A 23,375-nucleotide genomic window follows, 5' to 3' on the forward strand; every position below is an offset into this window, starting at 1 on the left:
ACGTCATCGCACGCAGAATTACCCCCTCTCCCGCTTGCGGGGGAGGGGGCTGGCGCCTCGGAAGAAGCGACGCACCTAACTATTTTTCGCAAATTGTCCCTCCCCCGCGAGCGGGAGAGGGCGTGATGAACTGCCCGTTCTCAGACCCGCGCGACGCGGCGATCCCGGCGGCGGTCCTGGCTTGGCTGATAGGCCATGCGGGCGTGCTGGGTGCAGTAGGGCATGCCCGAGAGGCTGCGGCCACCGCAGAAATAGAAGCTTTCCGTGCCTGGCTCGCCCAGTGGCCAGCGGCAGGTGGCTTCGGTCAGGTTCATGATGGTGCAACGCTGCGCCAGCGGCACCACATTGTTGGTGTTCGCCACGGGGGCCGGGGCCGGCGCGGGTTCCACCAGCGCATCCAAAGCGGGCGCGAGGGCGGTGTTGCCGATTGTCATGGGGCGCGGATTGTTGCCGCGCGGGGCGGGGGCCTCATTGCGGGCCTTGCGGGGCCGCGCCGGGGTCGTGCTCTTGATGCGTCCGGACAAGCCGAGGCGGTGGACTTTGCCGATCACCGCATTGCGCGTGATCCCGCCAAGTTCACCTGCGATCTGGCTTGCGGAGAGGCCTTCGCCCCACAGCCGCTTCAAGAGTTCGACGCGCTCGTCGTTCCAGCTCATCGCTCTCTCCTTGACGGGCGGACCGCATGCCGCACATGCGGGCGCTCCGTCTCTTACAATGAGACACCGGATTCCCGGAGCCAGCCGGCTCAGCCCGCCCCGATCCTGTCTCAGCCGCATTTTTACGGACTCCATCAACGCTCCCAAAACACGCCGACAGCGCGAGGGATGATGGTGTCCAGCACCTATTGGAAACACGCCGCAACGACATATCGTGGTCGGCGAGGGTCAACCTACAATATGCGCCGACTCCCGCACAGAGTCAGAATGGCGCAACAGGTCGTTTTCCCCAGGTCGTTATGCATTTCTTAACCTTGAGTGCCGTATTGACCTCGCGCGCGCGATCATTAGAATCCGCGCGTGTCGGGCCGCCCCGCTAAGGGCGGCCTTTGGCATTTTACAAACCACATGCGGATGTCACCTCGCAAATCCGCGCCAAGCCCCATTGGGAGGGCTCCTTGATCACCCCCGTCCTGCCGACCTACGCACGTATCGACCTCGAATTCGAACGGGGGGAGGGCTGCTGGCTCGTGACCAAAGACGGGCGACGTTATCTCGACTTTACGGCCGGAATAGCGGTGAACATCCTGGGCCATGCCCATCCCGTTCTGGTGGCGGCGTTGACCGAGCAGGCCGGAAAGCTCTGGCATATCTCGAACCTGTTCCGCATTCCGGAAGGCGAGCGGCTGGCCAAGCGGCTGACCGACGCCACTTTCGCAGACACGGTGTTCTTCACCAATTCGGGTGCGGAGGCGCTGGAGTGCGCCATCAAGATGGCGCGCCGCTATCATTTCGCGAACGGCGCTGAGCGCCCGCGCATGATCACCTTCGAGGGCGCATTCCATGGCCGCACGCTGGCGACCATCGCCGCCGGCGGCAATGCCAAGTATCTCGAAGGCTTCGGCCCGGAACTGCCGGGCTTCGATCAGGTCCCGTTCGGCGATATCGCCGCGGTCGAGGCCGCCTTGACCCCCGAGACCGGCTCCATCCTGGTGGAGCCGATCCAGGGGGAGGGCGGCGTGCGCGTTCCCGCGCACGATTTCCTGCGCCGCCTGCGGGAATTGTGTGATGCCAAGGGCATGCTCCTTGTGCTCGACGAAGTGCAGAGCGGCGTCGGGCGCACCGGTAGCCTGTTCGCGCACGAGCCGAGCGGCGTCACGCCGGACATTATGGCGGTCGCCAAGGGTATCGGCGGCGGCTTCCCCATGGGCGCATGCCTTGCCACGGAAGAGGCAGCGAAAGGCATGACGCTCGGTACCCATGGTTCCACCTATGGCGGCAATCCGTTGGCCATGGCGGTGGGCAATGCGGTGCTCGACATGGTGCTGTCGGAGGGCTTCCTGGAGCGCGTCCGCCACGCCAGCACGCGTTTCAAGCAGAGCCTCGCGGCGGTGCAGGACCGCAACCCCGGCGTGATCGCCGAGGTGCGGGGCGAGGGCCTGCTGCTGGGCATGCGCGCCAATGTGCCTGCGGCCGAATTGGTCAATGCCCTGCGCGCCGAAGGCATGCTGGTCCCCGGCGCCGGCGACAATGTCGTGCGTCTCCTGCCCCCGCTCACCGTGACCGATGAAGAGATCGGCATCGCCTGCGAGAAGATCGATGCGGCGTGCCGCAAGGTCGGCGAGGCGCATCGGATTGCCCCAGCATTGGGAGCCACCCAATGACCGGCAACGCCGTGCGCCACTTTCTCGACCTGTCGGAGATTTCCGCTGCGGATCTCCGGCACGTCCTCGAACTCTCCAAGGACCTCAAAGCCCGCCGGCGCGCAGGTGAGGTGACGCGCACGCTCGCCGGCAAGACGCTGGCGATGGTGTTCGACAAACCCTCGACCCGCACCCGCGTGTCGTTCGACCTCGGCATGCGGCAGTTGGGCGGCGACACCCTCATGCTCACCGGCGCCGAGATGCAGCTAGGCCGTGGCGAGAGCATCTCCGACACCGCGCAGGTGCTGTCGCGTTTTGTCGACGCCATCATGATACGCATTCTCGATCACGATCAGCTTGTGGCTCTGGCGAAAAGCGCCACGGTGCCGGTCATCAACGGCCTGACCCGGTTGTCCCATCCCTGCCAGGTGATGGCGGACGTGCTGACCTTCGAGGAGCACAAGGGTCCTATCAAGGGCCGAACCGTGGCCTGGACCGGGGACGCCAACAACGTGCTGGCGTCGTGGGTGCATGCCGCCCAGCGGTTCGAGTTCACCCTCAAGGTGGCGACCCCGAAGCAATTGGCACCGACCCGCGAGGTGAAGGATTTCGTCAAGCGCACCAAGGCGCATGTGACCTTCGGCACCGATCCGGAAGCGGCGGTCGCGGGCGCCGACTGCGTCACCACGGACACCTGGGTGTCCATGGGCGACAAGGAGACCGAGAAGCGGCACAACCTGCTGAAGCCCTATCAGGTCAACGGCGCTCTCATGTCGCTTGCGGCGCCGGACGCCATCTTCATGCATTGCCTTCCCGCCCATCGCGGTGAGGAGGTGACGGACGAGGTGATGGACGGGCCGCAGTCTGTGGTGTTCGACGAGGCGGAAAATCGCCTGCACGCCCAGAAGGGCATCCTCGCCTGGTGTTTCGAGACCGCGCGGGCGTGACGGTTCCGCTTTCGGCATGAATGCCTATATCTGAGACCAGAAACGCATTCTAATCCCCACGGGCGGATGACTGGCGAACTTCGGCGCGCCGGTTGATCCGTGCGTGAGCGGTCCGAGGTTCAACATGGTAACGGACAATTCCCCCGCGCAGCGCCTCGAAGGCGTGGACGATGCTGTGCTTCCCTTCCAGGTGGACGCACTCGACATCCGAGGCCGCACGGTTCGCCTTGGCACATCGCTCGATGCGGCCCTTGCTCACCACGACTACCCCTCGTCCGTGAAGCGCGTACTGGGCGAAGCCATCGCCCTGACGGCGCTACTCGGGACGTCGCTGAAGTTCGACGGCCGCTTCATCCTCCAGACCCAGAGCGACGGGCCGGTGGACATGCTGGTGGTGGATTTCGTCAGCCCCGACAAGATTCGCGCCTATGCGCGTTTCGACAAGGATGTGCTGGCGGAAGCCGAGCGTGCCGGCCGCGCGACGCCCGCCGCTTTGCTTGGGCGCGGTCATCTCGCCATGACCATCGACCAGGGCCTTTCGGTGAACCGCTACCAGGGCATCGTCGCGCTGGACGGGGAGGGGCTGGAGGCGGCGGCGCACCAGTATTTCCTGCAGTCCGAGCAGATCCCCACCAAGGTCCGTCTCGCTGTCGGCGAGGAAGTGCGGGTCGGTGGGGCGCCATCCTCTTGGCGCGCGGGCGGCCTTCTCGCGCAATTCCTTCCCGCCGAAGCGGGGCGCGCCGCCCAGGCCGATCTGCACCCCGGCGATGCGCCGGAGGGGACGGAGTTCCACGAACTGGGCGAGGATGACGCCTGGATGGAGGCGCAATCCCTGGTGGCGACGCTCCAGGATGTCGAGTTGATCGACCGCGAACTGTCCAGCGAGCAGCTGCTTTATCGGCTGTTCCACGAGCGCGGCGTGCGGGTGTTCGAGCCGCAGGCGGTCACGGCCCACTGCACCTGCTCACGCGAGCGGGTGGCCGGTGTGCTGGCGAGTTTCGAGCCCGAGGAGCGGCAGGATATGGTGCAGGACGACGGACGGGTGAGCGTGACTTGCGAGTTCTGTGGCCGCACCTACGGCTTCGCCGCCGAGGAAGTGCTGGGCGACCAGAGCGCCTGAGCCGGAGGCCTGAGGGCTCTCAGCGAAGCCAGAAGCGCGGCAGCGCGATTACCAGGACAGTGAGAATTTCCAGCCTTCCCAGCAGCATCAGGAGCGTAAGCACCCAGATGGCGGCATCGGGCAGGCTGGAATAATTGCCGGCGGGGCCGATGATCGGCCCGAGGCCCGGCCCCACGTTGGCAAGGCAGGCGATGGCCGCCGAGAGCGCGACGCGCAGGTCGAGGCCCAGAGCGCTGAGCGCCACAGCGCCGACGATGAAGGTCGCGAAATACAGAAACACGAAGCTGAGCACCGAGGATACCACATCATCGGCCACCGGCGCCCCGCCATAGCGGATCGGGAACACGCCGTTGCGATAGGAAATGCGCTTCAGGTGCTGGCGCAGCGCCTTACCGCAGATGGCGATGCGAAGCGCCTTCAGGCCGCCCGAGGTCGAGCCGGTGCAGCCGCCCAGGAACATCAGCACGAAGAACAGGGCATCCGAGAGCGGTCCCCAATTGGTGTAGTCCACCGACATGAACCCGGTGGTGGAGATCAGCGAGGCGACGGTGAACAGCGCCCCCCGGAACGCGACTTCGCCCTGCGCGACGCCTTGCATGCTCTGCTGTGCGAACGAGGCAAGGGTGAAGACCGCGACGATCGCCAGGAACAGCCGCACCTCGGAATTCGTCACCAGCCGCGTCACGTCGCCGGAAAGCGCGCGGGCATAGAGCGGGAAGGGCAGGCTGGCCAGCAGCATGAAGACGATGGCAACATAGTCCACCCCTGCGTCCGCGAATACGCCCACCGAACTGTCGGAATTGGCGAACCCGCCGCTGGATAGCGTCGACATGGCGATCGTCACTGCATCGAACGGCTTTAGGCCGGCCATCAGATAGCCGATGGTGCAGAGCACGGTGAGCAGCAAATAGGAGAGCAGCAGCCCCTTCGCGATGCTCTTCACGCGCGGCACGAACTTCTCCGACTTGTCGGAGGATTCGGTGCGGAACAGCTGCATTCCGCCCACCGAGAGTAGCGGCAGGACGGCGATGGCGATCACCACGATGCCAATGCCGCCGAACCAGTGCAGCAGGGCACGCCACAGGAGAATGCTGGAAGGCAGGCCGTCCAGGCCCGACATGACAGTGGCGCCGGTCGTGGTGAGGCCCGACATGCTCTCGAACAGGGCATCGGTGATGGAGAGATTTGCCCGGCCCCACATTAAGGGCAGCGCCGCGAACACTGAGAGCACCGACCACAGGCAGAAGGTGAGAAGGAAGGCTTGGCGCAGGTCGAGCCGCCGGATCGGCGCCGCCCGGCCGGACATCCACAGCAGCACGCCGACGAAAATCGTCACCGCTGCCGAGCCGATGAACACGTCCGCCCCGCCGCTATGGCTGGAGAAATCCGCGAACGCCGGCAGCAACATGCTGGCGCCGAGGATCGACAGGACGATGCCCAGCGTCGCCGCAATCGGCCTCAGGTCGAGGTCAGTTGCCGAGCGGGCACGAACGAGAGGAGCTTTCGCGGTCTGCATCACGCGGTCAGTTGAGGATGCGGCGCATGTCGGGGGTATCGAGCGAAAAGGCGGGGATTTCCACGCTGAACATCTCGCCGTCCTCGGTGAGCATGTCATAGCTCCCGCTCATGATGCCGGTCGCAGTTCCGAGCGGCACCCCGCTAGTGTATTCGAAGCGCCCACCTGGCGGAAGCACGGGTTCTTCTCCGACCACGCCTGCGCCGTGCACTTCTTCCGCATGCCCGCGCGCGTCGGTGATGTTCCAGTGGCGAATCTTGAGCTGGACGGTCGCTGCCCCCAGGTTCACCACCTCGATGGTGTAGGCCCAGAAATAACGGTTGTTTTCCGGGTCGGAGCGTTCCGCCACATAGCGCGGCGTCGCCGTCACCTGGATCTGGCGCGTCGTCGCCCGGTACATGCCCATCCATCCCCATGTTTGCAGCGCATCTGCGCATCGCGACAGTGAAGCCGCGATGCGCGCCGGGCGCAACCGGGGTTTACGTTCAGACCTTGGCGAGGGCCTGTTCGATGTCGGTTATCAGGTCGGAGGGATGCTCCAGGCCCACGGAAAGCCGCACGAGACCGTCCGAAATCCCCATCTCCGCCCGCGCCTCGGGGGTGAAACGCTGGTGGGTGGTGGTTGCGGGATGGGTCAGCAGGCTCTTGGAATCACCCAGATTGTTGGAGATTCGGATCAGCCGCAGGGCATTGGCGAAGCGGAATGCGCCTTCCTTGCCACCCTCCACCACGAAGGTGACGAGCGTGCCGCCGCCCTTCATCTGCCGGCGCGCCAATTCCACCTGCGGATGATCGGCCCGGAACGGGTAGAGCACCTTCGTCACCTTGGCGGCGGCAGCCACCGCATCGGCGATGATGACCGCGCTCGCCTGCTGCCGCTCGACCCGAAGACCCAGGGTTTCCAGGCCCTTCAGCATCACCCAGGCGTTGAACGGGGAGATCGAGGGGCCGGTCTGGCGCAGGAAGGTCTGGAGATGGTCGGTGACGAACTTCTCGGAGGCGAGCACCACGCCGCCCAGGCACCGGCCCTGGCCGTCGATATGCTTGGTGGCGGAATAGATCACCACGTCCGCGCCAAGCTCGAACGGCTTCTGGAGCAGGGGGGTGGCGAACACATTGTCCACCACCAGCCGTGCGCCGGCGGCGTGGGCGATTTCGGCCACCGCCGCGATGTCCACCAGTTCGAGCGTCGGGTTGGTGGGGCTTTCCAGGAAGAACAGCTTGGTGTTGGGGCGCACCGCCGCCTTCCAGGCAGCGAGGTCGGTGCCGTCCACCAGGGTGGTCTCCACCTGGAAGCGGGGCAGGAATTCCTCGAGAATCCAGCGGCAGGAGCCGAACAGTGCGCGCCCAGCCACAATGTGGTCGCCGGCGCGCAACTGGCACAGCAGCGCCGCATGCACGGCGGCCATGCCGGAGGCGGTGGCGCGGGCGGCCTCGGCGCCCTCCAGCAACGCCATGCGGCTCTCGAACATGGCGGTGGTGGGATTGCCGTAGCGCGAATACACGAAGCCGGGGTCCTCGCCCTTGAAGCGCGCCTCGCACGCCTCGGCGCTGTCATAGACAAAGCCCTGGGTGAGGTAGAGCGCCTCGGAGGTCTCGCCATAGGGCGAGCGCGCGATACCGCCTTGCACCAGGAGGGTGTCGGGATGAAGCGTGGCGGGGTCTGCGGGAGTGAACGAGGTGGCCAAGGTCTTCGCGCCTCCATTATGAGGCCGAGGATACGGTGGCCGAAGCGCAAAGCGCCACGTTCGTCGTTCCCCGGCCTTTTAGCGATTTGTTTAACGTGGCTGCAAGCCGGCCGGCTCAAATGACCACGAGGGTTGCTTATAAAGCCCGAGCAGGCCTTGGCGTCAAGGGAAGCGTCCGGTAAACCGAACGCTAGTGCCGGGCCCTTTGGTCCGCGTGGGGGAGCTTATCGCGCGTGGTGGAGCAAGTCAGACCCGGCATCCTGCCGGCCCAGTCGATCGCCGCCCTGCACGAAGCGGGCGGCATCCTCACGCGCGTGCCGTTCGATACCGACCAGGTGCAGCCGGCGAGCCTCGACCTGCGGCTGGGAAAGACCGCGTGGCGCATCCGCGCGAGCTTCCTGCCCGGTGCCAACATGAGCGTGAAGGAGCGGCTTGAACAACTCGCCCTCCATAAGCTCGACCTGCGCGAAGGCGCGGTGCTGGAGACCGGCTGTGTCTATCTCGTGGAATTGTCCGAGCGCCTGAAGCTGCCCGCTGATATTGCCGCCTTCGCCAATCCCAAAAGCTCGACCGGGCGGCTCGACGTCTTCACGCGCGTGATCGCTGACCGCGCGCGGGCGTTCGACAACATCCCCCACGGCTATGAGGGTCCGCTTTACCTCGAAGTGTCGCCGCGCACCTTTCCGATTTTGGTGCGCGCGGGTTCGCGGCTTTCGCAGGTCCGGTTCCGGCGCGGTGTTTCCAAGCTCTCGGACCTTGAGCTTCTGAACCTCCAGCGCGACGAATGCCTGGTGGATTCCGATGCGCCCGACGTTGCGGGTGGCGGCATCGCGGTGGGTGTGGATCTCAATGCCAGCACCTGGGACGGCCTGCTCGGTTTCCGCGCCAAGCGCCATACCGGCGTGATCGACGTGGATCGCCGCGCCGCCCTCGCTGTGGAGGATTTCTGGGAGCCGATACGCGCGCGCGGGCAGGGCAGCCTCGTGCTCGATCCGGATGCCTTCTACATTCTCGCCTCGCGTGAGGCGGTGCATGTTCCGCCCGACTATGCCGCCGAGATGATCCCGTTTGACCCGCTGGTGGGCGAATTCCGGGTGCATTACGCCGGTTTCTTCGATCCCGGCTTCGGCGATGCGGCGGTGGGCGGCAGCGGCGCGCGCGCGGTGCTTGAGGTGCGCTCGCGCGAGGTGCCGTTCATCCTGGAACACGGGCAGACCGTGGGCCGGTTGATCTACGAGCGCATGTCCGCCCGGCCCAAGGTGCTGTACGGCGAACTCGGCTCGAACTACCAGGGCCAGGGCCTCAAGCTTTCAAAGCACTTCCTGCCGCTGGCCTGAGGCGCGCGCCGCTATTTGCCTTCCAGCATGGCGCGGGCCTCGCCCACGGCCTTCAGGCATTTGGCTTCATCGCCGGCGGCCTGGAAATTCTGCGCCGCATTGAGCGCCGCGCCCGGACCCACCGGCTTGTCGGCATCGCCGCCCGCCGCTGCGACGGAAGCGGGGGTGGGCTGGCGATCCATCTGAGCCGCCACGGACTGGGCATCGGACGGCAGATTTGCGGCCGGCGGACTGACGGCCTTGATGCGTGCCTGGATGGCAACGATCTGCTCCAGGCATGTTTCGGCGCGCGCGGCGGCACCCGGCAGGGTGAGCGCGGCCATGCAGGTGGCCAGGGCGAACAGTCGAGTCTTAGGCATGCTGGCTCCGTTCGTTGCCGCCACCGGCGGGTCGAAAAGCGGGCGGAGTTTGTCTCCGCAAACGTCTGAGGGCAAGGCTGAAATGCCTCAATGGGCGGGCGCTGCCGCCGCAGCCTTGGGCTTGCGGACCAGAAGCACCAGGAAGATCGCGACGCACAGGAACAGCGCGATCACCAGGAAGACGTCGGCAAACGCCATGACCAGCGCCTGCTGGCGAACAATCTTCGCCACCTGCTTCGTGGCGGCAAGCTCGGCGCTCGACCCGAGCCGGCCCTGTATGCCGCCCTGGATATTGGCGAGCGTTTCGAGGACCACCGGGCGGGACCATGTGACCGCCTCGCGCAGCCGCTCGAGGTGCAGGTCCCAGCGGGTGTTGAGGACGGTGACGATGACCGCAAGCCCCACCGCGCCGCCCAGGTTCCGCATGAGATTGAACAGGCCGGAGGCATTCTTGATCTGGGAGGGCGGCAGCGTGCCGAGCGCCACCACATTGATGGGCACCATGCACATCATGAGGGCGGCTCCGCGCAGCATCTGCGGCGTTAGCATCTCCCAGAAGCCCCAATCCTTGGTGATCGGTAGCAACTCGAACGAGGAGATGATGAGGAACACGAAGCCGGTGCCGATGACGTAGCGTGGGTCGACCTTGCGGGCCAGCGTGCCTACGATCGGCGCGGCCAGGAACATTGTGGCCCCGGTGACGAACACCGTCTCGCCGATTTCCAGCGCATTGAAGCCGCGCACCTGGGCGAGGAACAGCGGGTAGAGATAGGTGAGGCCGTAGAGCACCGTTCCCAGCATGAAGGTGAGAACCGAGCCGACTGCGAAGTTGCGGTCCTTATAGGCCATCAGGTCCACCACCGGCTGGCGCGCGTTGAAGGCGCGCCAGAAGAACAGCGCGCCGCCGATCACCGCCAGCACCGCGAAAAGCGTGATGATGGGGGACTGGAACCAGTCGTCCTTCTCGCCCTCTTCGAGCACATATTCGAGGCTGCCGAGCAGCACCGCCATGCCCACAAGGCCGGGGATGTCGAAATTCTTTAAAAGGTGGAATTCCGGTTCGTCGAAATCCACCAGGAACCAGCACAGCAGCGTTGCCGCGATGCCCGGCGGCACGTTGATGAGGAACAGCCAGTGCCAGGAGAAATAGTCGGTGAGATAGCCGCCGACCGTCGGGCCGATGGTCGGCGCGAGCGTGACGACCAGGCCCACCAGCGCCATCACCGGCCCCTGGCTGCGCTTGGGGAAGATGGTATAGGCCGCCGCGAAAGCGGTGGGGATCATGCCGCCGCCTATGAAGCCCTGGAGCGCGCGGTAGAGGATCATCTGCTCGATCGAACTGGCGGTCGAGCACAGCACGCTGGCGAGCGTGAAGCCGGCAGCGGAGAGGGCGAAAAGAATGCGGGTGGACATGGCGCGGGCGAGGAAGCCCGACAGCGGGATCATCACCACCTCGGAGATGAGGTAGGAGGTCTGCACCCAAGAAATCTCGTCGGGGCTGGCCGACAGGCCGGCCTGGATTTCCGAAAGAGATGAGGAAACGATCTGGATATCCAGGATCGCCATGAACATTCCGAAGATCAGCGCGAAGAAGGCGATCAGCCGGCGCGGCGTGACCTGGGGCTCGGGCGGCGCCAGCCGACCCGCCTGTGTGCCGGCCGGGCCAGCCATCAGCGCACCGGCGCGGCGGCCACGCTGACGCTTTCGGGTCCGGTCCTGATGTCCACGGTGGCCACCACGGAAAGGCCCGGACGCATGCGGCCGCTGGCGAGTACATCCGCCGGAACCTTGATGCGCACCGGCACGCGCTGGACGATCTTAGTGAAGTTGCCGGTCGCGTTTTCTGGCGGCAGGAGGCTGAACACCTGCCCGGCGGCGGGTGCGATGCTCTCCACCGTGCCGACGATCGGGTGTCCAGGATCGGTATCCAGCGTCAATTCCACCCGCTGGCCGGGCTTCAGGGCGCCGATCTGGGTTTCCTTGAAATTGGCGTCCACATAGGCGCCGTTGTCGGGCACCAAAGCGGCTAGCCGCTTTCCGGCAGAGACATAGTCGCCCACTTCGACGGCCTTGTTGCCGAGCGTGCCGGCGAACGGCGCACGCAGTACGGTCGCGTCGAGGTCGAGCTGGGACTTCGCGAGTTGGGCTTCAAGCTCGGCGCGCGTGCCCATGGCCTCCACCCTCTGTGCCTTCAGCACATCGAGGTTCGACTGAGCCAGCGCCACCGCTGCCTGCGCCGAGAGAATGCCGGCCGCGGTCTTGTCCCTGTCGGCGCGGGCGACGTCGAGGGCCTGCTGGCTGGCGAATTTGTTTTCGGCGAGCTTGGTGGTGCGGTCGAAATCGGCGTTCGAGCGGGTCTGATCCGCTCTGGCGGAGGTCAATTGCGCCTGTGCCTGATCGATGGTCGCGGCCTGGGCGTCCGCCTGCTTGCCGAGACGGGCGATGGTCGCGTCCTGGGTGCCGATCCTGGCCTGGGCCTGTTGCACGGCGACGCGATAATCGCTGTCGTCGAGCCGCACCAGAACCGCGCCGGCCTCGACATGGCTATTTGCCAATGCTGGCACCGCCGCCACATAGCCCGACACCTTGGGTGCCACCATCACCATGTCGGCGCCCACATAGGCGTTGTCGGTGGAAATCTGGAACCGGCCCGCCGTCCAGTAGTGATAGCCGTACCAGCCGCCGGCAGAGATCACGACGAGGGCAACCGCCATCAGGATAACGCGGCGGCGTCCACCGGTCTTCGGCGCGGCCGGCGCGGGGCTCTCGCCGGTTCCGGCGGGCGGAACTGCGGCGGGCTTCGCTTTGGCGGAATCGAGCGATGGCGGAGCGGATGTCACGACCGATATGGCCGGAGCTGAGGTCTTCTGCTGTGCGTTCATGTCTGGCTCTGTCGAGGGGGCGTTCATCCGCCCGGCGTGTATGGGGGAAGAAGAGCGGGGGCGGTGCCCTTCTTCCCCCAACGCCAGTCAAGGCTTCGGGTTGCGGTCCGATGCCTTGACCGAACGGTTCGGTCACGACGCTCTTGACTTACGACAGCCGCAGAGCCAATTCAAGAGAGAACTGAACGGTTCGGTCAATTTTCTCTCCGAGCCTGTCAAAAACCGTTGGAAAACGTGCTTCCGTCTCCGCCCCTCTCGGTCGCAATAGTCTTGCGCATGCCGGTCGGGGCGCGCAGAAGGGATTTAAAGGAGCCCATCTTGTCCGAGGTCCAAGTCAAGGAAGTCACGTCCAGCGCCGGGCAAGACCCGGAGAAGCGCCGCCAGATTCTGTCCGGCGCGCGGCAGGTATTCCTTGATCGCGGCTTCGATGGCGCCAGCATGGGCGACATCGCCCGCGCGGCCGGTGTGTCCAAGGGTACGCTCTACGTCTATTTCCAGGACAAGATCGACCTGTTCGCCGCGCTGGTGAGCACGGAATGCGCCGAGACCGCCGAGCGGGTGTTTGTGCTCGATACCTCGGGCGATATCTCCGAGGTGCTGAACAAGCTCGGCCACTCCTTCATCCAGGCGATGATCCGGCCGAGCCATATCGCCACCGTGCGCACCATCATTGCGGTGGCTGGCAAGTTCCCGGAGATCGGCCGCCGCTTCTTCGAGGCGGGCCCGCGCGAGGGCATTCGGCGCCTTTCGGCCTTCTTCCAGTCCAAGGTGGACGAGGGCGTGCTCGACATCGACGATGTGGAGATCGCCGCCGGACAATTCTTCGCCTTGTGCAAGGATGCGGTGTCCACCCCGATCCTCATCGGCTGCGTCGAGCCGCCCGACCCTGGCTATAACGAGCGCGTTGTGAAGAAGGCGGTGGAGTTTTTCCTCTGCGTCTATGGCGTCGAGCAGAAAGCGTTGCGCAAGCGGCCCTGAGCCTATTCGTCCGCCTTCAACTGCGGCACCTCGCCCAGCGAGACGCCGTTCATCCGCGCGACCACATCGGAAATCTGCGGCACGTTCCAGTCGCCGTGCCCCAGCCCTTCGGCAGCGGCATAGATGTTCTTCACGCTCGATGAGATGAAGTTCGCGGTGCCGGTCGCGTTGGCGAGGTTGTTCACGTAGCGCATGTCCTTGTGGGCATTGGATAGGGTGAAGCGGTGAGCGTTCACGTCCCGCTCCAGCACGTATTTCATAAAGGTCTGGTAGAAGCCGCAATCCATGCGCGAGCCGGCGATGACATCGTCGAAGGTCTGCGGCGGCACCCCGACCTTTGCCGCCAGCGTCAGCGCCTCGGCATAGATGGCGCCATAGCCCAGCGACAGGAAATTGTTCAGCAGCTTCATGGTATGGCCCGCACCTGGGCCGCCCACATGGGTCACTTTCGCTGCGAACGCCTCGATTGCCGGACGCACTCGCTCGAAAGCCTCGGGTTCGGCGCCGACGATGGCGGTGAGCTTGCCTTCGTTCGCCTGGACCGGCGTGCCGCCCAGTGGAGAGTCGCAAAGGGCGATGCCCTGCGCCTTCAACTCCTCATGCAGCGCCATCGTCAAGGTGGGTTCGGAGGTCGAGCAATCGACAATATGAAGCCCCGGCTTCGCCCCAGCGGCCAGACCCTCCGGCCCGCGCACCACGGCCTCGACTTGCGCCGCGCCGGTGACGCACAGGAAGACGATGTCGCAGACCGACGCCAGTTCCGCAGGCGACCCGGCCTCCGTCGCCCCGCGCGTGATGAGGTCGTCCACCGGCACACGGTTCCGGTGACCGAGAACCCTGAGCGGGAACCCCTTTTCCAGAAGGTTGCGCGCCATTCCGTGGCCCATCAGGCCGACGCCGATGAAGCCGATCTTCGGTGTGTCCATGACGGGCGTCCTCTCTCCCAACGGCTAGCTTGCGCCGATGCTTTGGTGCTCTTGGGCTAAATCGTTTAGCATGGATGAAACATCCCCGCGAAGCGGCTAGAAGGGTGTCGGGGGAGGGGTGATGGACGAAACCTTGAGCGCCGGAATGGGACGGGTGACGCTTCAGCGCCTCGCGCTGGAACTGGGCTTGTCCACGGCGACCGTCTCCCTTGCCCTGCGCGACAGTCCGGTGGTTGCGGACATCACCCGCCTGCGGGTCCAGGACATCGCCCGCGAGCGCGGCTATGTCGCCAATCGCGGCGCCGCCTCGCTGCGCACCGCGCGCACCAATATTATCGGCGTCGGTCTCCACGACATCATCAACCCCTCATTCACCGAGCTTCTGGCAGCGCTGGAGGAGGCGTTCAGCACCTCCGGCAAGACCATCCTGCTCGGCGTCGGGCAGGAAAATGTCGCGCATCAGACCCGCACCCTGGGCACCCTCGCGGAATACCGGCCCGACGCTTTCATCGTCTCACCCGCCGCAGGCACCGGCATCGCCGATCTGCGGGCGCTGGCGGTTTCGGGCATCGCCGTGGTCCAGGTGACGCGGGAAGTGGAAGGCTCCGGCTTCGACTTCGCCGGCTCGGACGATGAGACGGGCATTGCGCTGGCGGTCGCCCACCTCGCCGGGCTCGGCCATCGGCGTATCGCCATGATCGGCGCCTTCGACGCGGCTTCCACCGGCCGGCGGCGAGTGGCCGGCTATTGCAAGGGCTTGGAAGCGCAGGGCCTGCCTTATGACCCCGACCTTTGGGTATCCGGCCGGGGCACGCGCGAGCAGGGGCGCGCCGCGGTGGATCAACTTCTCGCCCTGGACGAACCGCCCACGGGGGCGGTGTGCTTCAACGATCTATGCGCCTTTGGCGCGCTCATGGGCATTCACGCGGCCGGGCTCACAGCTGGGGTGGATTTCTCCATCGTCGGCTACGACGACCTCCCCGAGGCCGCGCTCTGGCATCCCCCGCTCACCACGGTTTTCACCCGCATCCACGAATATGGCCGCGCCGCCGCCGACCTCGCGCTGGCGCGCATAGCCGACCCCACCCGGCCGGTGGAGCGGGTGGTGCTGGAGCCGCGTCTCGTGGTGCGGGGATCGACGGGGCCGGCCAAACCAGTGAAGTCGGTGAAGCGCCCGGCCTGATGAACGCTCGCGGATGATCCTGCCCGTCACCGACGCCGACGACCCGCGCATCCAGGATTTCCTCGCGGTGCGCGAACGCGACCTCATCGGACGCCACGGACGCTTTATCGCGGAGGGCGAGGTGGTCCTGCGCCTTGTGGCCTCGCGCCCCGGCCATCGCCTGACCTCCCTGCTGCTGTCCGAGGCCGGAGCGCGAAAGCTCGAAGACATTTTGCCGGCTCTGGATGTGCCTGTGCATGTGGCATCCCAGGCAGTGATGGACGCGGTGGTGGGCTTCCATATCCATCGCGGCATCCTCGCCTTGGTCGAGCCCCCGCCTGCGCTCGACCCTCAGGTGCTCCTCGCCGGTCTGCCGGATGACGCTGTGGTGGTGGGATTGGCTGGCATCTCCAACCACGACAATATGGGCGGAATTTTCCGTAACGCCGCTGCGTTCGGCGCCGCTGCCGTCCTCTTGGATGGCGGCTGCTGCGATCCCCACTACCGCAAGGCGATCCGGGTCTCCGTGGGGGCGAGCCTGATCGTGCCGTTCGCACGGGTGGAGAGCGGAGCCACCATACTGCGGCTGTGCGAGGCGGCGGGCTTCGAGGTGGTGTCGCTCAGTCCGGCGGGAGAGATGGCGCTGTCGCGCTACTACCCGCCACGCCGTGTCGCCGCCCTGTTCGGCACCGAGGGGCCGGGCCTTCCGGCGGACATTCTCGCCGCGACGCGCACCCTCTCCATTCCCATGGCGAGCGGCTTTGACAGCCTAAACGTCGCGACCACTAGCGGGATCGTGCTGCACCATCTGGCGCGCGGGGCGTGAACCCAGCTCCTGCGGCTACCTCTCAGCGCGTCCGCTCAAGCTTCTCGAATTTCTTCACCACGCGGTCGCGTTTGAGGCGCGACAGACGCTGGGTCCAGAACACGCCGTCCAATTGGTCGATCTCATGCTGGTGGCACACCGCGCGCAGCCCTTCGGCGTCCTCCTCGCGCGGCGCCCCATCGAGATCCTGGTAGGCGATGCGCACCTTGGCGGGGCGCTCCACCTCTTCCGTCACGCCCGGCATGGAGACGCTGCCTTCCGGATGGCGGATCATCTCCTGCGATGTCCAGACGATGGATGGATTGATGTAAAATCCGACCCCATCGGAATCGGAAAGCTCAAGCACGACGACCCGCAGAGGCACGCCCACATGCGGCGCCGTAATGCCGATGCCCGGCGCCGCGCGCATGGTTTCGAGCAGATCGGCGGCCAGTTCACGTAAACCCGTGTCGAAGGCTCGCACCGGCGCCGCCACCTGCCGCAGCCGCGGGTCCGGGAACCTGAGTATCGCCCGGATCGTCATGATCGCGCCCCTCACACCGCCAGATGCCGGCCGCGCACCTGCGGGTTGTCCGCAAGCTCGGCCGCCGTGCCGGAGAACACCGCACGGCCCTTTTCCAGCACCAGCACACGGTCTGCGAGTGTCGCGAGCATGTCCACATGCTTGTCGATCAGCAGCAGCGAAAGACCTTCCGTGCGCAGGGTTCGGATCACCGCCCAGATTTCCCCGCGCACCAGCGGTGCCAGCCCCTCGGTTGCCTCGTCCAGGATCATCAGGCGCGGATTGGTCATCAGCGCGCGGCCGATGGCAAGCATCTGCTGCTCGCCGCCCGACAGGCGGTTGCCGAAGTGCCGCCGCCGCTCGGCCAAACGCGGAAACAGCCGGTAGACGCGGGGAATATCCCACGCGGCAAGTCCCGGGCGGGGAGAGGCGGCGGTGGCGACAAGGTTTTCTTCCACCGTCAGGGTGGGAAAAATCTGCCGTCCCTCCGGCACAAGGCCGATGCCGGCGCGGGCGATCACATGGGGCGGCGCGCCGGTGAGCCGCGTCCCGCCGAAGCGCACCTCGCCCGCCTCTGGCCGCACCAGCCCCATGATCGCGCGCACCGTGGTGGTCTTGCCCATGCCGTTTCGGCCGAGCAGAGCGAGGATGCTGCCTTCCGGCACGGCGAGGTCGAGGCCGAACAGCACCGGCGTGCCGCCATAGCCCGCCTTGAGGCCCGAGACGTCGAGCAGGTTCTCGCTCATGCTGCCTCCTCCCCGAGATAGGCCGCGCGCACCTGCGGGTCGGCGCGCACCGCATCGGGCGTGCCGGTGGCGATGATCCGGCCGGCGACCAGCACGCTGACGCGGTCGGCGAGGCGGAACACGGCGTCCATGTCGTGCTCGACCAGCAGGATGCCGCAGGTTCCGCGCAAGGCGGCGATGGTGGAAACCATGGCGTCGGTTTCCTCCGGGCCGGTGCCGGCCATGGGCTCGTCCAGCAGGAGCAGGCTGGGCTTCCCCGCCAGCGCCATGGCGAGTTCCAGCGCGCGCTTCTCGCCATGGCTGAGCGCGGCGGCGGGCTGGCCCGCCTTGTCCGCGAGGCCGACACGCGCCAGCAGATCCCACGCCGCTTGCGTGCGGGCCCGATCCAGGCGCGGCGCTGGGAAAAGCCGGAACGAGGGGCCGGATGCGCCCTGCAGCGCCAGAGCCACATTCTCCGCTGCCGAGAAGGTCGGAAAGATGGATGTGATCTGGAAAGAGCGCGCCAGCCCGGCCCGCGCGCGCCGATGCACGCTGAGGGTGGTGATGTCGGCGCCCTTGAGCAGGATGCGCCCGGCGTTGGGGGCGGTCTCACCGGCGATCAGCGAAATGAGCGTCGTCTTGCCGGCACCGTTCGGCCCGATCAGCGCGTGGATCTCGCCCGGCGCCACATCGAGATCCACCTGGTCCGTCACGACGAGGGCGCCGTAGGATTTGCAAAGGCCGCGAAGCTGGAGGAGCGGGGGGCTCATGTCCGCGCCTTCCCGCGCAAAAAGCCGGCGCCGCCCGCCAGCACCAGCAGGATCAGCAGCGGGCCGAAGATGATGCGCCAATGCTCGGTGAGGCTGGAGAGCCATTCCTCCACCAGCACCACCCCGAGCGCGCCCAGGATCGCCCCGCTGAGGCTCCCCACGCCGCCGGCGCGCAGCACGGATGCCGCCATGCCGCCGGCCACCACCATGACGATGAGTTCGCCGGAGCGATGCCAGGACAGGAAGGCCGGGCTGACGAATTCTGTGAGATTGGCGAACAGCGCCCCCGAGAGTCCGGCGAGCGCCCCTGCGATGGCATAGGCGGCGAGGCGGTAGGGGTAGGGATCGATGCCCAGCGCACGGACACGTCGCTCATTGTCCTTCGCCGCCCTCAGCACCCGCCCGAACGGGGAGTGCAGCATGGCGAGGCACGCCAGGAACGATGCCGCGAGAAGGCCCAGCGTCACATAATGGAAGCTGAGGGGCGCGCGCAGCCAGCGTTGTCCGGCAATCGTGGAGCGTGCTGCGAGCGTCAGCCCATCGTCGCCGCCATAGGCTGACAGGCTCTGGGCGATGAAAAAGGCCATCTGCCCGAACGCCAGGGTGATCATGATGAAATAGACGCCGCGCGTCTTCAGCGAGATTGCACCGGTCGCCAGCGCGAACACACCGGCAACCGCCATGGCCGCCGGGAACGCGACCAGGGCATCGCGCGTGCCTTCCTCCATCGTGATGCCGACCGCATAGGCGCCGATGCCCATCAGCGCCGCATGGCCGAAGCTCACCAGCCCCGCCCCGCCGAGAATGAAATCCAGACTCACCGCCGCCAGCGCGAAGATCATCGCCCGCGCCAGCAGCGACAGGGTGAAATTATCCGCCGCCAGCGGGGCAAGGGCGAGCGCCAACAAGAGGACGAGAGGGAGAACCAGCACCCTCATGCCGGTGCCGGAAACAGTCCGCGCGGGCGGAAGAACAGAACGCACGCCATCAGCAGATACACGGTCATGGAGGCGAGCGCCGGCCCGGCCTGGGTAGCGGCGGAGGCGGACATGACGAGCTTCAGGATGTCGGTCAGGAACGAGCGGCCGAGCGTATCGATCAGCCCCACCAGCAGCGCTGCCACGAACGCCCCCCGGATCGAGCCGATGCCGCCGATGACGATGACCACGAAGGCGAGGATCAGCAGCCCATCGCCCATGCCCGGCTCAACCGAGAGTATCGGCCCTGCCATGGCGCCCGCGAAGGCCGCCAGCATGGCGCCGAACGCGAATACCTTCGCAAACAGAGCCTTCACGTCCACGCCCAGCGCCGAGACCATGGGGGCGTTGGTGGCGCCCGCCCGCAGCAGCATACCGGTGCGGGTACGGGTGACCAGCACATAGAGCAGCCCCGCCACCGCCAGACCTGCCACCAGCAAGGCGAGGCGGTAGACCGGATAGTTCAGCCCATCCATCAGTCGGATCGAGCCGGAGAGCGCGTCGGGCATGGGAATGGCGCGCGGGGCGGCGCCCCAGATCATCTTCACCGCCTCATTCACGAACAGGATCACGCCGAAGGTGGCCAGAACCTGCTCCAGATGGTCTCGCCCATAGAGCGGCCGGATCACGAGGCGCTCCAGCACCAGCCCCAGAAGCAGCGCCGCGCCCAACGCCAGCGGCAGGCCGAGCCAGAAGCTGCCGGTGAGGGCGGTGGCGGTGACCATCAGATAGGCGCCCAGCATGTATTGGATGCCATGGGCGAGGTTGATCACGTCCATGACCCCGAACACCAGGGTCAGCCCGGCCGCCACCAGGAACAGCAGGACGCCGAGTTGGAGGCCATTCAGCACCTGAACCAGGAGGAGGGTGGTGGACATGGGGCCCTGTTGAACAGTGGAACGTGATTCCCTCTCCCGCTTGCGGGGGAGGGTTAGGGAGGGGGCCGGCCGCAGGCCGGAAACGGAAAAATGGGAGAAGCAGGGGACCCCTCGCTGCGCTCGGCCCCCTCCCCAGCCCTCCCCCGCAAGCGGGAGAGGGCGTCTACCGCGTTGAAACCCCTCTCACTTCATCGGGCACTTCTCGGCATAAGCGTCGCCGTAGTTCGCGAACACCTTCTCGGAAATCATGGTCTCCACCTTGCCGTCGCCGCGCTTGCCGACCTTGACGAGGTAGAAGTCCTGGATCGGGAACTGGTTGGTGTTGAACTTGAAGTTGCCGCGCACCGAGGTGAAGTCCGCCTTCTTCAGCGCCGCGCGCACCGCGTCCTTGTCGCCAAGCTTGCCGCCGGTGGCCTTGATCGCGCTGTCGATCAGCTTGGCGGCGTCATAGCCCTGCGCGGCATAGAGCGCGGGGATGTAGCCGTATTCCTTCTCGAACGCGGCAACGAACGTCTTGTTGGCGGGCACGTCGAGATCGGGCGCCCAGGCGGCGCCGGAATAGAAGCCGAGCGCGGCATCGCCGGTGGCGGGCAGGGTGGTCTCGTCAACCGTGAAGGCGGACAGGAACGGGATGGTCTCGGCAAGGCCGGCCTGGCGATACTGCTTCACCAGGTTCACGCCCATGCCACCGGGCATGAAGGTGAAGAAGGCGTCGGGCTTAGCCGCCGCCACCTTGGCGAGTTCCGCCGAGAAGTCGAGCTGGCCGAGCGGGGTGTAGATCTCGTCCACCACCTCGCCTTTGAAATATCGCTTGAAGCCGGCCAGCGCGTCCTTGCCGGCCTGATAATTGGGCGCCATCAGCACGACCTTCTTGTAGCCCTTGGACTGGGCATACTGGCCGAGCACCTCGTGGTTCTGGTCGTTCTGGTAGGAGGCGGAGAAGAAGAACGGGCTGCAGCCCGCTCCGGCGATGGTCGAGGGGCCGGCATTGCCGGAGATCAGGAAGGTGTCGTTGCCGGTGACCGGCTTCACCACCGCGCCCATCACGTTCGAGAACACGACGCCGGCGACGAAGTCCACCTTGTCGCGCTCCAGCAGGCCCTTCACCTTCTGCACGGCGACGTCGGGCTTCAGTTCGTCGTCAACGACGATCACCTCGGTCTCCTGTCCGCCGAGCTTGCTGCCCAGTTCCTTCACCGCGAGGAGGAATCCGTCGCGCATATGCTGGCCCAGCACCGCCGAGGGGCCGGATAGGGTGGAGACGAGGCCGATCTTCACCGGATCGGCCGCCGCCGTCCCGGCTGACAGCAGCATCGCCAGTGCCGCAGCGGCACCCGCGCGGCGAAGATCCAGTCCACACATCATGGCCGAGGGCCCCTCTTGGTTGTCGTCTACACTTCGTTGGCGGCACCCTGGCATCGTCGCTGCCGCCTCACAAGCACAGGATCAAACAAAGCCGTGCTTCGCGCGTACGGCGCGCATCCCCGCTGCATTGCGCCCGCGCGGAAGATTTCTATATTAGTCTCTCGAATTGCCCTCGGCGCACACGCGCGCATTGCCTTGATCACGACCGGACGCCTGACCCTCCCATGACCCTCGACGATATCATCGGCCCCGGCGGACCCGATCCGGCCTCGACCCGCGTGGTTGTTGCCATGTCGGGCGGCGTGGATTCTTCGGTGGTGGCGGGGCTGCTGGCGCGCGGCGGCTATGACGTCATCGGCGTCACGCTTCAGCTTTACGACCACGGGGAGGCCGCCCATCGCAAGGGTGCGTGCTGCGCCGGTCAGGACATCTACGACGCCAGCATGGTGGCGCAGTCACTTGGCATTCCCCATTACGTGCTGGATTACGAGAGCCGGTTCCGGGAAGAGGTGATCGAGCGGTTCGCCGACAGCTACGCCTCCGGCAGCACGCCGATCCCCTGCGTCGACTGCAATCGCACGGTGAAGTTTCGCGACCTCCTCGCCACGGCGGTGGATCTCGGCGCTAGCGTGTTGGCGACCGGGCATTATGTGTCGAGCCGTGCGCTGCCGGACGGGCGCCGCGCCTTGTTTCGCGCCGCCGAGGAGGCGCGCGACCAGAGCTATTTCCTTTATGCCACCACGCAGGCGCAGCTGGCCGGCCTGCGCTTCCCGCTTGGCCACATGCGCAAGTCGGACGTGCGCGCCCTGGCGGCGGAACTTGGCCTGCCGGTGGCGGAGAAGCCGGATTCGCAGGACATTTGCTTCGTTCCCGGCGGTGATTATGCCCGCATCGTCGAGCGTCTGCGCCCAGAGGCGGGTGAGGCTGGAGACATCGTGCATCTCGACGGGCGCGTGCTCGGCCGGCATCGCGGCGTGATGCATTACACCATCGGACAGCGAAAGGGCCTCGGCCTCTCCGCGCCTGAGCCGCTCTATGTTCTCTCCATCGACGCCCACCGGCGCGAGGTCAAGGTCGGCCCGCGCGAGGCGCTTCTGGTGCGCACGGTTCACGTCGGCGACGTGAACTGGCTCGGCGACATGCCGTTTGCGGACGCCTGCGCGGCGCAGGCCGTGGTGTTCGTGAAGGTCCGTTCCACCCGCGCGCCCGCGCCGGCTCACCTGGACGTGGATGCCAGCGGCCGGCCCGTGGTGCGGCTCCACGACGGAGAGGAAGGGGTGGCGCCTGGGCAGGCGTGTGTGCTCTATGACGCTGCCGATGGCGCTGCACGCCTTCTGGGCGGCGGCACGATCCTGCGCGCAGCGGTCGCAGGCGATGTCTTAAGGGCGCGCGTGGCATAATTTAGTTGGGCGATAAGGCTGGGGCGAAGAACACCATGGCGGTCCAGTACGATCTCGAAGGTCAAAAACGCGCCTACGCGAAATGGGCGCCCATCTACGATTCGGTCTATGAGAAGTTGCTGGCGGACGCCCAGCGCAAGGCGGCCCAGGCAGCAGCCCGTTGCGGCCCGAACATTCTCGAAGTCGGCGTCGGCACCGGCCTCGTGCTCCCCTATTATCCCAAGGGTTGCCACGTCACCGGCATCGACCTGTCGTTCCAGATGCTGCGCAAGGCTGTGGAAAAGAAGCACCGGCGCCACCTCACCCAGGTTTCGCTGCTGGCCGCCATGGACGCCTGCGCGCTCGGCTTCAAGGATGAGACGTTCGACGCCATCACCGTGCCGTTCGTCATCACCCTGGTTCCGGACCCAGAAGGCGCGCTCGATGAGATGCGCCGGGTGTTGAAGCCGGGTGGCGAGATCATCCTCGCCTCCAAGCTCGGCGCCAATGAAGGCGCAGCGATGCGTTTCGAGCAGGCGCTGGCGCCGCTGGTGAAGAAGGTGGGCTGGAGCATCGCCTTCAAGTCCGGCCGATTCGCCAGTTGGGCCGCGCGACACCCTGATATGGAAGTGCTGGAAATCTCGCCGGTGTTCCCTGCGGGCTTCTTCAAGCTGGCCCGGATCCGCCGCGCGCCGCGCTGAAGCCATCCGCTTTCTTGACACCGGCGGGGACGCGCAGA

Annotated in this window: 23 protein-coding genes and 1 riboswitch; of the genes, 9 read left to right on the forward strand and 14 right to left on the reverse strand. The window is 66.3% G+C overall.

All coding sequences use genetic code 11. The annotated features are described in order from the left end of the window. Positions 1 to 140 precede the first annotated feature (140 nt). Positions 141 to 656 (reverse strand): GcrA family cell cycle regulator, encoded by a 516-nt coding sequence (locus ADADO0_RS01310; RefSeq protein ID WP_511303280.1) that lies wholly within the window; start codon positions 654 to 656, stop codon positions 141 to 143. Between the two features lie 458 nt (positions 657 to 1,114). On the opposite strand from ADADO0_RS01310, the gene ADADO0_RS01315 reads away from it, so the two are divergent. The 3 genes from ADADO0_RS01315 (at position 1,115) to ADADO0_RS01325 (ending at position 4,366) form a co-directional block, all read left to right on the forward strand. Next, the gene (locus ADADO0_RS01315) at positions 1,115 to 2,320 is read left to right on the forward strand and encodes an aspartate aminotransferase family protein (RefSeq protein WP_511303281.1); all 1,206 of its coding nucleotides are present in this window, start codon (positions 1,115 to 1,117) and stop codon (positions 2,318 to 2,320) included. Then, on the forward strand, positions 2,317 to 3,246 hold the full coding sequence (argF, locus tag ADADO0_RS01320; protein ID WP_511303282.1) for an ornithine carbamoyltransferase: 930 nt from the start codon (positions 2,317 to 2,319) through the stop codon (positions 3,244 to 3,246). Before ADADO0_RS01315 ends, argF begins: the two co-directional genes overlap by 4 nt. A 124-nt stretch (positions 3,247 to 3,370) precedes the next feature. Then, positions 3,371 to 4,366, forward strand: coding sequence for an Hsp33 family molecular chaperone (locus tag ADADO0_RS01325; protein WP_511303283.1), 996 nt, complete (start codon positions 3,371 to 3,373; stop codon positions 4,364 to 4,366). A gap of 19 nt (positions 4,367 to 4,385) precedes the next feature. On the opposite strand, the gene ADADO0_RS01330 is transcribed toward ADADO0_RS01325, so the two are convergent. From ADADO0_RS01330 to ADADO0_RS01340, 3 genes are all read right to left on the reverse strand, one after another. Continuing rightward, positions 4,386 to 5,882 carry a TrkH family potassium uptake protein gene (locus ADADO0_RS01330; RefSeq protein WP_511303284.1) on the reverse strand — a complete coding sequence of 499 codons (1,497 nt, stop codon included), beginning with the start codon at positions 5,880 to 5,882 and terminating at the stop codon, positions 4,386 to 4,388. Between the two features lie 7 nt (positions 5,883 to 5,889). Further along, a complete protein-coding gene (apaG, locus tag ADADO0_RS01335) occupies positions 5,890 to 6,282 on the reverse strand; it encodes a Co2+/Mg2+ efflux facilitator ApaG/CorD (protein ID WP_511303285.1) in 393 nt (130 codons plus the stop codon). 85 nt (positions 6,283 to 6,367) lie between these two features. Continuing rightward, a complete protein-coding gene (locus tag ADADO0_RS01340) occupies positions 6,368 to 7,570 on the reverse strand; it encodes an O-succinylhomoserine sulfhydrylase (RefSeq protein WP_511303286.1) in 1,203 nt (400 codons plus the stop codon). Between the two features lie 58 nt (positions 7,571 to 7,628). Next, positions 7,629 to 7,707, reverse strand: a riboswitch (SAM riboswitch). A 96-nt stretch (positions 7,708 to 7,803) separates the two neighbouring features. Between ADADO0_RS01340 and ADADO0_RS01345 the strand changes: the two genes are divergently transcribed. Then, the gene (locus ADADO0_RS01345) at positions 7,804 to 8,907 is read left to right on the forward strand and encodes a 2'-deoxycytidine 5'-triphosphate deaminase (RefSeq protein ID WP_511303287.1); all 1,104 of its coding nucleotides are present in this window, start codon (positions 7,804 to 7,806) and stop codon (positions 8,905 to 8,907) included. Between the two features lie 11 nt (positions 8,908 to 8,918). On the opposite strand, the gene ADADO0_RS01350 is transcribed toward ADADO0_RS01345, so the two are convergent. From ADADO0_RS01350 to ADADO0_RS01360, 3 genes are all read right to left on the reverse strand, one after another. Continuing rightward, positions 8,919 to 9,266 carry a hypothetical protein gene (locus ADADO0_RS01350; protein WP_511303288.1) on the reverse strand — a complete coding sequence of 116 codons (348 nt, stop codon included), beginning with the start codon at positions 9,264 to 9,266 and terminating at the stop codon, positions 8,919 to 8,921. Positions 9,267 to 9,353: 87 nt separating this feature from the next. Next, entirely contained in the window at positions 9,354 to 10,937 is a 1,584-nt protein-coding gene (locus ADADO0_RS01355) for a DHA2 family efflux MFS transporter permease subunit (protein WP_511303289.1), read from the reverse strand. Next, on the reverse strand, positions 10,937 to 12,148 hold the full coding sequence (locus tag ADADO0_RS01360) for an HlyD family secretion protein (RefSeq protein WP_511303290.1): 1,212 nt from the start codon (positions 12,146 to 12,148) through the stop codon (positions 10,937 to 10,939). Before ADADO0_RS01360 ends, ADADO0_RS01355 begins: the two co-directional genes overlap by 1 nt. Positions 12,149 to 12,466: 318 nt before the next feature. On the opposite strand from ADADO0_RS01360, the gene ADADO0_RS01365 reads away from it, so the two are divergent. Next, positions 12,467 to 13,126 (forward strand): TetR/AcrR family transcriptional regulator, encoded by a 660-nt coding sequence (locus tag ADADO0_RS01365; RefSeq protein ID WP_511303291.1) that lies wholly within the window; start codon positions 12,467 to 12,469, stop codon positions 13,124 to 13,126. Positions 13,127 to 13,128: 2 nt separating this feature from the next. Here the strand turns inward: ADADO0_RS01365 and ADADO0_RS01370 are convergent, their stop codons facing one another. Further along, positions 13,129 to 14,052 carry an NAD(P)-dependent oxidoreductase gene (locus ADADO0_RS01370; protein WP_511303292.1) on the reverse strand — a complete coding sequence of 308 codons (924 nt, stop codon included), beginning with the start codon at positions 14,050 to 14,052 and terminating at the stop codon, positions 13,129 to 13,131. A 121-nt stretch (positions 14,053 to 14,173) separates the two neighbouring features. Here ADADO0_RS01370 and ADADO0_RS01375 point away from each other — a divergent pair, with 121 nt between their 5' ends. Next, positions 14,174 to 15,235 (forward strand): LacI family DNA-binding transcriptional regulator, encoded by a 1,062-nt coding sequence (locus tag ADADO0_RS01375; RefSeq protein ID WP_511303293.1) that lies wholly within the window; start codon positions 14,174 to 14,176, stop codon positions 15,233 to 15,235. Positions 15,236 to 15,248: 13 nt separating this feature from the next. Beyond that, a complete protein-coding gene (locus ADADO0_RS01380) occupies positions 15,249 to 16,040 on the forward strand; it encodes a TrmH family RNA methyltransferase (protein WP_511303294.1) in 792 nt (263 codons plus the stop codon). Positions 16,041 to 16,062: 22 nt separating this feature from the next. Here ADADO0_RS01380 and ADADO0_RS01385 read toward each other — a convergent pair whose 3' ends face one another. From ADADO0_RS01385 to ADADO0_RS01410, 6 genes are all read right to left on the reverse strand, one after another. After that, positions 16,063 to 16,563, reverse strand: coding sequence for a peptide deformylase (locus tag ADADO0_RS01385; protein WP_511303295.1), 501 nt, complete (start codon positions 16,561 to 16,563; stop codon positions 16,063 to 16,065). Between the two features lie 11 nt (positions 16,564 to 16,574). Then, entirely contained in the window at positions 16,575 to 17,276 is a 702-nt protein-coding gene (locus tag ADADO0_RS01390; protein ID WP_511303319.1) for an ABC transporter ATP-binding protein, read from the reverse strand. 8 nt (positions 17,277 to 17,284) lie between these two features. After that, a complete protein-coding gene (locus ADADO0_RS01395; RefSeq protein WP_511303296.1) occupies positions 17,285 to 18,037 on the reverse strand; it encodes an ABC transporter ATP-binding protein in 753 nt (250 codons plus the stop codon). Next, positions 18,034 to 18,975 (reverse strand): branched-chain amino acid ABC transporter permease, encoded by a 942-nt coding sequence (locus ADADO0_RS01400; RefSeq protein ID WP_511303297.1) that lies wholly within the window; start codon positions 18,973 to 18,975, stop codon positions 18,034 to 18,036. Before ADADO0_RS01400 ends, ADADO0_RS01395 begins: the two co-directional genes overlap by 4 nt. Beyond that, positions 18,972 to 19,892 carry a branched-chain amino acid ABC transporter permease gene (locus ADADO0_RS01405; RefSeq protein ID WP_511303298.1) on the reverse strand — a complete coding sequence of 307 codons (921 nt, stop codon included), beginning with the start codon at positions 19,890 to 19,892 and terminating at the stop codon, positions 18,972 to 18,974. Before ADADO0_RS01405 ends, ADADO0_RS01400 begins: the two co-directional genes overlap by 4 nt. 183 nt (positions 19,893 to 20,075) lie before the next feature. Further along, a complete protein-coding gene (locus tag ADADO0_RS01410) occupies positions 20,076 to 21,257 on the reverse strand; it encodes an ABC transporter substrate-binding protein (protein ID WP_511303299.1) in 1,182 nt (393 codons plus the stop codon). 224 nt (positions 21,258 to 21,481) lie between these two features. Here ADADO0_RS01410 and mnmA point away from each other — a divergent pair, with 224 nt between their 5' ends. Continuing rightward, on the forward strand, positions 21,482 to 22,657 hold the full coding sequence (mnmA, locus tag ADADO0_RS01415) for a tRNA 2-thiouridine(34) synthase MnmA (protein WP_511303300.1): 1,176 nt from the start codon (positions 21,482 to 21,484) through the stop codon (positions 22,655 to 22,657). Positions 22,658 to 22,692: 35 nt separating this feature from the next. Continuing rightward, complete coding sequence (locus ADADO0_RS01420; RefSeq protein WP_511303320.1) at positions 22,693 to 23,337, forward strand: class I SAM-dependent methyltransferase; 645 nt, start codon at positions 22,693 to 22,695, stop codon at positions 23,335 to 23,337. The last annotated feature ends 38 nt before the right edge of the window (positions 23,338 to 23,375 follow it).

The sequence above is a fragment of the Aquabacter sp. genome, from assembly GCF_965279295.1.
Taxonomy (GTDB): Bacteria; Pseudomonadota; Alphaproteobacteria; order Rhizobiales; family Xanthobacteraceae; genus Aquabacter.

What these genes read in the sequence shown, in the direction of transcription:
- ADADO0_RS01370 (WP_511303292.1), bottom strand. Translation starts at nt 14,052, where the DNA reads ATGGACACACCGAAGATCGGCTTCATCGGCGTCGGCCTGATGGGCCAC.
- ADADO0_RS01405 (WP_511303298.1), bottom strand. Translation starts at nt 19,892, where the DNA reads ATGTCCACCACCCTCCTCCTGGTTCAGGTGCTGAATGGCCTCCAACTC.
- apaG (WP_511303285.1), bottom strand. Translation starts at nt 6,282, where the DNA reads ATGTACCGGGCGACGACGCGCCAGATCCAGGTGACGGCGACGCCGCGC.
- ADADO0_RS01350 (WP_511303288.1), bottom strand. Translation starts at nt 9,266, where the DNA reads ATGCCTAAGACTCGACTGTTCGCCCTGGCCACCTGCATGGCCGCGCTC.
- argF (WP_511303282.1), top strand. Translation starts at nt 2,317, where the DNA reads ATGACCGGCAACGCCGTGCGCCACTTTCTCGACCTGTCGGAGATTTCC.
- ADADO0_RS01385 (WP_511303295.1), bottom strand. Translation starts at nt 16,563, where the DNA reads ATGACGATCCGGGCGATACTCAGGTTCCCGGACCCGCGGCTGCGGCAG.
- mnmA (WP_511303300.1), top strand. Translation starts at nt 21,482, where the DNA reads ATGACCCTCGACGATATCATCGGCCCCGGCGGACCCGATCCGGCCTCG.
- ADADO0_RS01420 (WP_511303320.1), top strand. Translation starts at nt 22,693, where the DNA reads ATGGCGGTCCAGTACGATCTCGAAGGTCAAAAACGCGCCTACGCGAAA.
- ADADO0_RS01375 (WP_511303293.1), top strand. Translation starts at nt 14,174, where the DNA reads ATGGACGAAACCTTGAGCGCCGGAATGGGACGGGTGACGCTTCAGCGC.
- ADADO0_RS01395 (WP_511303296.1), bottom strand. Translation starts at nt 18,037, where the DNA reads ATGAGCCCCCCGCTCCTCCAGCTTCGCGGCCTTTGCAAATCCTACGGC.
- ADADO0_RS01325 (WP_511303283.1), top strand. Translation starts at nt 3,371, where the DNA reads ATGGTAACGGACAATTCCCCCGCGCAGCGCCTCGAAGGCGTGGACGAT.
- ADADO0_RS01400 (WP_511303297.1), bottom strand. Translation starts at nt 18,975, where the DNA reads ATGAGGGTGCTGGTTCTCCCTCTCGTCCTCTTGTTGGCGCTCGCCCTT.
- ADADO0_RS01410 (WP_511303299.1), bottom strand. Translation starts at nt 21,257, where the DNA reads ATGATGTGTGGACTGGATCTTCGCCGCGCGGGTGCCGCTGCGGCACTG.
- ADADO0_RS01330 (WP_511303284.1), bottom strand. Translation starts at nt 5,882, where the DNA reads ATGCAGACCGCGAAAGCTCCTCTCGTTCGTGCCCGCTCGGCAACTGAC.
- ADADO0_RS01360 (WP_511303290.1), bottom strand. Translation starts at nt 12,148, where the DNA reads ATGAACGCACAGCAGAAGACCTCAGCTCCGGCCATATCGGTCGTGACA.
- ADADO0_RS01380 (WP_511303294.1), top strand. Translation starts at nt 15,249, where the DNA reads ATGATCCTGCCCGTCACCGACGCCGACGACCCGCGCATCCAGGATTTC.
- ADADO0_RS01355 (WP_511303289.1), bottom strand. Translation starts at nt 10,937, where the DNA reads ATGGCTGGCCCGGCCGGCACACAGGCGGGTCGGCTGGCGCCGCCCGAG.
- ADADO0_RS01310 (WP_511303280.1), bottom strand. Translation starts at nt 656, where the DNA reads ATGAGCTGGAACGACGAGCGCGTCGAACTCTTGAAGCGGCTGTGGGGC.